The sequence below is a fragment of the Streptomyces lonarensis genome, from assembly GCF_012033735.1.
GTDB classification, from domain to species: Bacteria; Actinomycetota; Actinomycetes; order Streptomycetales; family Streptomycetaceae; genus Streptomyces; species Streptomyces lonarensis.
In genome coordinates this window covers 1-6,575 of the sequence record NZ_JAAVJD010000264.1, presented here as the reverse complement: position 1 = coordinate 6,575, position 6,575 = coordinate 1, and the positions used below count along the sequence as shown (strand labels likewise).

The following is a 6,575-nucleotide window of genomic DNA, read 5'->3' as shown; positions in this document are numbered from 1 at the left end:
CCCCGGTCGCCCTCCTCCTGTTCCTGCGCCGCCACCACGGGGCGCCGGCCGGCCCGCGGCGCCGTCACGCCCCGGTCGGTTCCCGGCCCGCGCCCCGGGGGGGCGCGTCCCCGTCGCGACGGGCGTCGATGAAGAGGGCGAAGCCGTCGAGCAGCGCCCGCAGGCCGAGTTCCATCGCCTCCCGGCCGCCCACGGCGAAGCCGTGCTCGTCCAGCACCGCCAGCTGCGGGTAGGCGCCGCTGGTCACCGCCTCCCGGACGACGGGCAGTTGCGCCGCCCAGAACTCCTCGTCGGTGACCCCGGACTCGGTGGCGGCCTGCAGCTGGAGGACGTGGGTACGGGCGCTCCCCGCGACGAAGGCGTCCAGGTTGATCAGCAGCGCCACCCGTTCGCGGTCGGTCAGCCCGAGTCCGTCGAGCATGGCGAGCAGCCGGTCGGTCGACGCCAGGGCGTTCGGGCCGAGGACCGGGCGGGACTGGTTGACCTGGAGCAGCCAGGGGTGGGCCAGGTAGTGGTCCCAGCTGTGGTGCGCGGCCCGCTCCAGCCCCTCGCGCCAGCGGTCACCCGAGGGCGGGTCCTCGTCCTCGCGGGTGCCGAGGACGTGGTCGAGCATGAGGTCGAGCAGCTCGCCCTTGCCGGGGACGTACCGGTAGAGCGACATGGTGCCGACGCCCAGCTCGGCGGCGACCCGCCGCATCGAGAGCGCCGCCAGCCCCTCCCGGTCCGTCAGCTCGACGGCCGCGCGGACGATCTCCCGCAGGGTCATGCCGGGGCGCGGTCCGCGCCCGGCCGGCTCCTTCCCGTGCCAGAGCAGTTCCATCGAGCGGCTGATGTTGCCGCTGCCGCTGTGCTCGGTCGTCATGATCGCCGCCTGCTCTGGTCGTCGTGCTGCCGAGTGTAAGGCGTCCGGTACCGCTCGCCGCCCGGTCCCGCCTGCCGCGCCCCGGCGGGCGCGCCGGGGCGCTCGCCGCGTGAAACCGCTGGTCGGCGGGGGTTCGCTCGATCGGTTCTTTACCGCGTACGCCGCACGCATTGGCTTCAGGGTGCCCCGTACGCAGTAATGGGCAGTCCAATGAGTACGCCGTACCCGGTTGGGTCGCGGCGCGCCCGCTGCCGAGGTGGAGGGACGGACGATGACGGGGACCGACCATGTGGTGGAGGCCGTGGGCCTCCGCAAGCGCCACGGCGACAACCAGGCCCTGGACGGCCTCGACCTCCAGGTGCGCCGGGGTACGGTCTCGGCCTGCTCGGCCCCAACGGTGCCGGCAGGACCACCACCGTCCGCGTGCCGGCCACCCTCACCCGGCCCGACAGCGGCACCGCCCGCGTCGGCGGCTGCGACGTCGTCGCCGACCCCCGCCGCGCCCGGCGCCGGATCGGCCTGGCCGGGCAGCACGCCGCCGTGGACGAGGTCCTCACCGCCCGGCAGAACCTGGTGATGTTCGGCCGCCTCTTCCACCTGGACGCCCGCACCGCCCGCCGCCGCGCCGACGAACTCCTCGACGCGTTCGGCCTCACCGAGGCCGCCGACCGCGCCCCCCGCGGTTTCAGCGGCGGCATGCCCGCCGGCTCGACCTGGCGGCCGGCATGATCCTCGCCCCGGACGTCCTCTTCCTCGACGAGCCGACCACCGGCCTCGACCCCCGCGGCCGACTGGAGGTGCGCGACGCCGTCCGCGCCCTCGCCGCGGGCGGCACCACCGTCCTCCTCACCACCCACTACCTCGACGAGGCCGACCGGCTCTCCGACCGGATCGCCCTCGTCGACCGGGGACGCAACGTCACCGAGGACACCCCCGCCGGCCTCAAGCGCGCCGTCGGCGGCGACCGGGTCGAGGTCGTGCTGGCCGACCCCGCCGACCTGCCCGTCGCCCGCGCCGTCGTCGCCCGGGTCGCCGACGGCGCCGCGTCCAGCGACCACCGGCGCAGTCCACCGGGAGGCGACGGACCGATGACCACCACCGCGACCACCCCCACCGCCTCGACCGCGACCACCGCGCCGCGGCCCTTCGCGTCCGCGCCGATCGCGCCGGACGACGACGGACCCCGCGCCCGCGTCCGCTGGGCCGTGCTCGACTGCCTCACCATGGGGCGCCGGGATTTCACCCACCTGGTGCGCCAACCCACCCTGCTGCTCTGGCAGCTGGGCTTCCCCATCGTCTCCGTGCTGCTGTTCGTCTTCGTCTTCGGCAGTGCCATGCAGGTGGGTGAGGGAATCGACTTCAAGCAGTTCGCGCTGCCCGGCCTCTTCGCCATGACGATGGCCTTCGGTTTCATGAACACGGCGGTCGCGGTGGTCGTCGACCGCGACCGCGGCATCACCGACCGGTTCCGCTCGATGCCGATGGCCCCGTCGGCCGTCGTCACCGGCCGGGGGCTGGCGGACATCGTGCACGCCGCCTTCGACCTGGTGATCATCGCGCTGATCGCGCTCGCCGTCGGCCGGCGCACCGACGCCGGCCCCTCGCCGTGCTGGCAGCTTTCGGCCTGCTGTTGTGGCTGCGGTTCGCGCTCATCTGGGTCGGCGTCTTCCTCGGGCCGTTCGCCAAGAACAACGAGACCGCCAGCAACCTCTTCGCCGTGGCCTTCCCCTTCGGAATGGTCTCCAGCGTCTTCACCCCGCCCCACCTCATGCCGGACGTCCTCGGCACCATCGCGATGTGGAACCCCGTCTCGGCCACAGCGTCCGCCGTCCGGGAGCTCTTCGGCAACCCCGTGCCCCACGGTGGGAGCTGGGTGGAGTCCCACGCGCTGCTGATGGCGTCGCTGTGGCAGCTGCTGATCACCCCGGTCTTCCTCCCGCTCGCCGTCCGCCGCTTCCAGCGCCTCGCGGACTGACCGGCGCGGCGCGCTCGCCCCGTCCCCGCCCCGCCCCGGCGCGCCCCCGCGCTGGGCCGTCCGGGGGGCGGCGGCGGACATCGGGAACCACCACGCATCCCCGTCGCGTCCTGGGACGTATGCGGCGCTATGCACGGCGGGCCAGGCGCACCGCCCCGGTCCGGGCTGTGGTCTTCGACATCGGGGGAGTCCTGGAGTTCACCCCGTCCCTCGGGGTCACCGACAAGTGGGAGCGGCGCCTCGGCCTGCCCGCCGGTGAGCTCAACCGGCTCGCCGGCGACGTGTGGCGCGGAGGCAGTGACGGCACCCTCACCGAGGACGGCGTCAACCGCGCGCTCGGCGAGCGACTCGGTATCGACCAGGTCATCGTCGCCTCGCTGATGAGCGACGTCTGGACCGAGTACCTCGGCACACTCAATACCGAACTGTGCAGCTACGCACGCGGGTTGCGGCCCCGTTACCGCACCGGCATCCTCAGCAACAGCTTCGTCGGCTGCCGCGAGCGGGAGCAGAGCCGCTACGGCTTCGAGCAGCTCGTGGACGACCTCGTCTACTCCCACGAGGTCGGCATGGCCAAGCCGGACCCCCGGATCTACCGCCTCAGCTGCGAGCGGCTGGGTGTCTCCCCGGAGGAGACCGTCTTCGTGGACGACAACGCCGCCTGTGTCGAGGCCGCCAGCGCGCTCGGCTTCCACACCGTGCACTTCCGGGACACCGCGCAGACCATTGCCGCCATCGACGGGCGCCTCGCCGCGGGCTGACCGGCCCGCTCTCCCCACCCTGCGCCGCGGGCGCGCACGCGCCCCGGGCCGCGAGTCCCGCCCGCCCGCGGGCTCGCCGCGGAGGCGGGCGGTGGCCGAGCGGGGTGGGGCGGCCGGGGGAGACCCCGGCCGGGCGCCGGCCGGGCCGGTGGCTACCGGTTCACTTCCGGAGGGCCGGCGCCGGCCTCGTGGCGGGCGTTGATGCGCAGGGCCTCCTCCAGCTGGTCCTCAAGGACGATGATGCGGCAGGCGGCCTCGATCGGGGTTCCCTGGTCGACCAGTTCCCGAGCCCGGGCGGCGATGCGCAGCTGGTAGCGCGAGTAGCGGCGGTGACCACCCGCGGAGCGCAGCGGAGTGATCAGGCGGGCCTCGCCGATCGCCCGCAGGAACCCCTGGGTGGTGCCGACTATCTCCGCCGCCCGGCCCATCGTGTAGGCGGGGTAGTCGTCGTCGTCGAGACGCCCGTTGGAGTCGTTCGCCGTCATGACACCTCTCTGTGGATCTGCGGATCTGGAAAGCACGCCGGATTCGCCGGGAACGCGCTGGAGGGGCCCGGGTGCTGTGCACCCGGGCCCCGAAGGAACTGCTACACCATCTGCCGACCCTGTCCGGGCGTCGGCCCTGTGTTTCCGCGGAACCGACCTGTGCAGCGTCGGATGCGCGGGGATCGCGGTTGCTCGACCGGAGACCACCTCACTATCGGATGTCCTGCGGTACCCGGACTCGGTACATCCGTCCGGGCGATCCTGATGGGGCGCCTGCTCCTCCGTTCTTTCCCTCTGGTTCGTCTGTCCGGCTCGCCGCGCGGGTCTGCGCTGCGTGCCCGGTGCGCGCGTCCGCAGTCGTACGCCTTCACCGGGAAACCGCTCCGAGCCGTGCTGCCGGTACTGCTGACGGCGGCCCCTGACACCTCGGGCCGCCCGGCCCGGTGGTCAGCCCCGTCGCCCGCTCCGCACTGCTCCGGCTTCGAGACTCCACCACCGCGCCGCTCTGCGACTGCGGGTCCTGCGCTCCCGGCAGTTCCGTCCCTGCCGGGCCTTCTCGATCGCGAATACGGCAGAAGCTTAATCACGGCCACACCACAATGTCTACGACGGCCGCAATAGATTTTCTGTGGCGGGCGGCGGTGCCGCCCCGCCGCTCCGCCGCAGCGCGATGGTGAGGCACCCTGGGGCACCCGACCCTGCGAGGAGAAGGAGTCAACCGGTGCGGGTACGGCAGGACCTCGACGACGTGCTGCGCGGCTTGGACGGCGCGCCCTACGGCCAGTACAAGCGGCTCACCGGCCTCTGGCAGCTGGACGGCGGTGGGCTGCTCCGGCTCGTCCGCGGCCAGGCGGACCCGTTCGCGCCGCCCGCGCGGCTCGCGGTACGGCTGGCACCGGAGACCGCCGCGCTACCGGCCGAGCTGCTGACGACCGCCGACCGCCGCCGCGCCGTGGCCGCCCACCTCGCCGCGACGGCGGCCCGGGCGGCCGGGGACGGCCCGCTGCGGGTGGACGGCGGCGGCCAGGAAGTGCTGGACCGCTCCTCATGTGTGGTCGACCCCGACGGCGCCGTCACCCTCCGGATGGGCGCCCCACTGCCCGGACGCGGCCGCCGGATCGACGGCCCCGCGGCCCGGCGGCTGCTTTGCGACCAGCTGCCCGCGCTGCTGGCGCGGCTGACCGGCCCGGCGCTGGACCCGGACGAGCTGCGGCGGCATGCGGCGTGTGTCGAGGACTCCGTGGCCCTGCGGGCCATGTTGGAGGAACTCGGGCTCGTCGCCTTCGTCGCGGACGGCGCCGTGCTGCCGCGCCGGAGCGGGGTCAGCGACCGGCCTGCCTCGGGGCCGGAGGTGGTGCCGTTCGCCTCGCCGCCCGAACTGCGCACCACCGTGCGGCTGCCGCACGCCGGCGAGGTCAGCGGCATGGGCGTCCCCGAGGGCGTCACCCTCGTCGTCGGCGGCGGGTTCCACGGCAAGTCCACGCTGCTGCGGGCGCTGGAGTCCGGCATCTGGGACCACGTGCCCGGCGACGGGCGGGAGTTGGTCGTCGCACGCGCCGACACCGTCAAGGTGCGGGCGGAGGACGGCCGTCGCGTGGCGCGGGTGGACGTCCACGCCTTCGTCGACAACCTGCCCACCGGCGCGGACACCACCGACTTCTCCACCGACAACGCCTCCGGCTCCACCTCGCAGGCGGCGTCGCTGTGCGAGGCCGTGGAGACCGGCGCCCGGGTCCTGCTGATCGACGAGGACACCGCTGCGACCAACCTGATGATCCGCGACGCCCGGATGCAGGCACTGGTCGCCGCCGACCGCGAGCCGCTCACCCCCTTCGTGGACCTCGTCGGCTCCCTCCATCGCGACCACGGCGTCTCCACGGTGCTGGTGATGGGCGGGTCGGGCGACTACATGGAGGTCGCCGACCGGGTGCTGCTGATGGACGCCTACCGGCCCGCCGACGTCACCACCCGCGCCCGCCGGCTGGTGGCGGACGTCCCGACCGGCCGCACCACCGAGGCCGACCGGTTTCCCGCGGTCACCCACCGGGTGCCCGTCCCCGACTCCCTGGACCCCGCGGTGCGCGGCAGGCCGAAGGTGCGCGCCCGGGGCGCGGACACCCTCAGCTACGGCGAGGACGACATCGACCTGCGGGCGGTCGCCCAGCTCGCGGACAGCCGCCAGGTGGCCGGCGTCGGGCTCGCCCTCCAGGAGTTGCTGCGCGGCGGCCACCTCGACGGCCACCGCACGCTGGCCGAGGCGCTGGACCGCCTGGAGGAGCACGACGGCCTCACCACCGCGACGCTGCTCGCCGTCCGTGACGAGGACTTCGCGGTCCCGCGCCGCCACGAGGTCGCCGCCGCGCTCAACCGGCTGCGCTCCCTGCGGATCGCCGCGCCGCCCGCCTGACCGGCCCGGCCGCCCGGGCGCACCGCCTGCCCGGGCGAAGTGGCAGCCCGAGCGTCCCGCCGGGGCGTGCCGGTCCGGTCCGGCA

At 74.5% G+C, this 6,575-nt stretch carries 4 protein-coding genes and 2 pseudogenes; 4 read left to right on the top strand and 2 right to left on the bottom strand.

Translation table 11 applies throughout. The features are described 5' to 3' along the window. Positions 1-64 precede the first annotated feature (64 nt). Entirely contained in the window at positions 65-862 is a 798-nt protein-coding gene (locus tag HCN56_RS22310) for a TetR/AcrR family transcriptional regulator (protein WP_167973948.1), read from the bottom strand. A gap of 271 nt (positions 863-1,133) precedes the next feature. Here HCN56_RS22310 and HCN56_RS26710 point away from each other — a divergent pair. The 3 genes and pseudogenes from HCN56_RS26710 to HCN56_RS22295 form a co-directional block, all read left to right on the top strand. After that, a pseudogene (locus tag HCN56_RS26710) lies at positions 1,134-1,902 on the top strand (ATP-binding cassette domain-containing protein); the annotation flags it as partial. Between the two features lie 48 nt (positions 1,903-1,950). After that, positions 1,951-2,837 (top strand): annotated as a pseudogene (locus tag HCN56_RS26705) (ABC transporter permease). Between the two features lie 167 nt (positions 2,838-3,004). Then, positions 3,005-3,598, top strand: coding sequence for an HAD family hydrolase (locus HCN56_RS22295; protein ID WP_312871372.1), 594 nt, complete (start codon positions 3,005-3,007; stop codon positions 3,596-3,598). Positions 3,599-3,750: 152 nt separating this feature from the next. Here the strand turns inward: HCN56_RS22295 and HCN56_RS22290 are convergent, their stop codons facing one another. After that, entirely contained in the window at positions 3,751-4,083 is a 333-nt protein-coding gene (locus tag HCN56_RS22290) for a helix-turn-helix domain-containing protein (RefSeq protein WP_167973944.1), read from the bottom strand. A gap of 721 nt (positions 4,084-4,804) precedes the next feature. Here HCN56_RS22290 and HCN56_RS22285 point away from each other — a divergent pair. Next, the gene (locus HCN56_RS22285) at positions 4,805-6,490 is read left to right on the top strand and encodes a P-loop domain-containing protein (RefSeq protein ID WP_312871371.1); all 1,686 of its coding nucleotides are present in this window, start codon (positions 4,805-4,807) and stop codon (positions 6,488-6,490) included. The last annotated feature ends 85 nt before the right edge of the window (positions 6,491-6,575 follow it).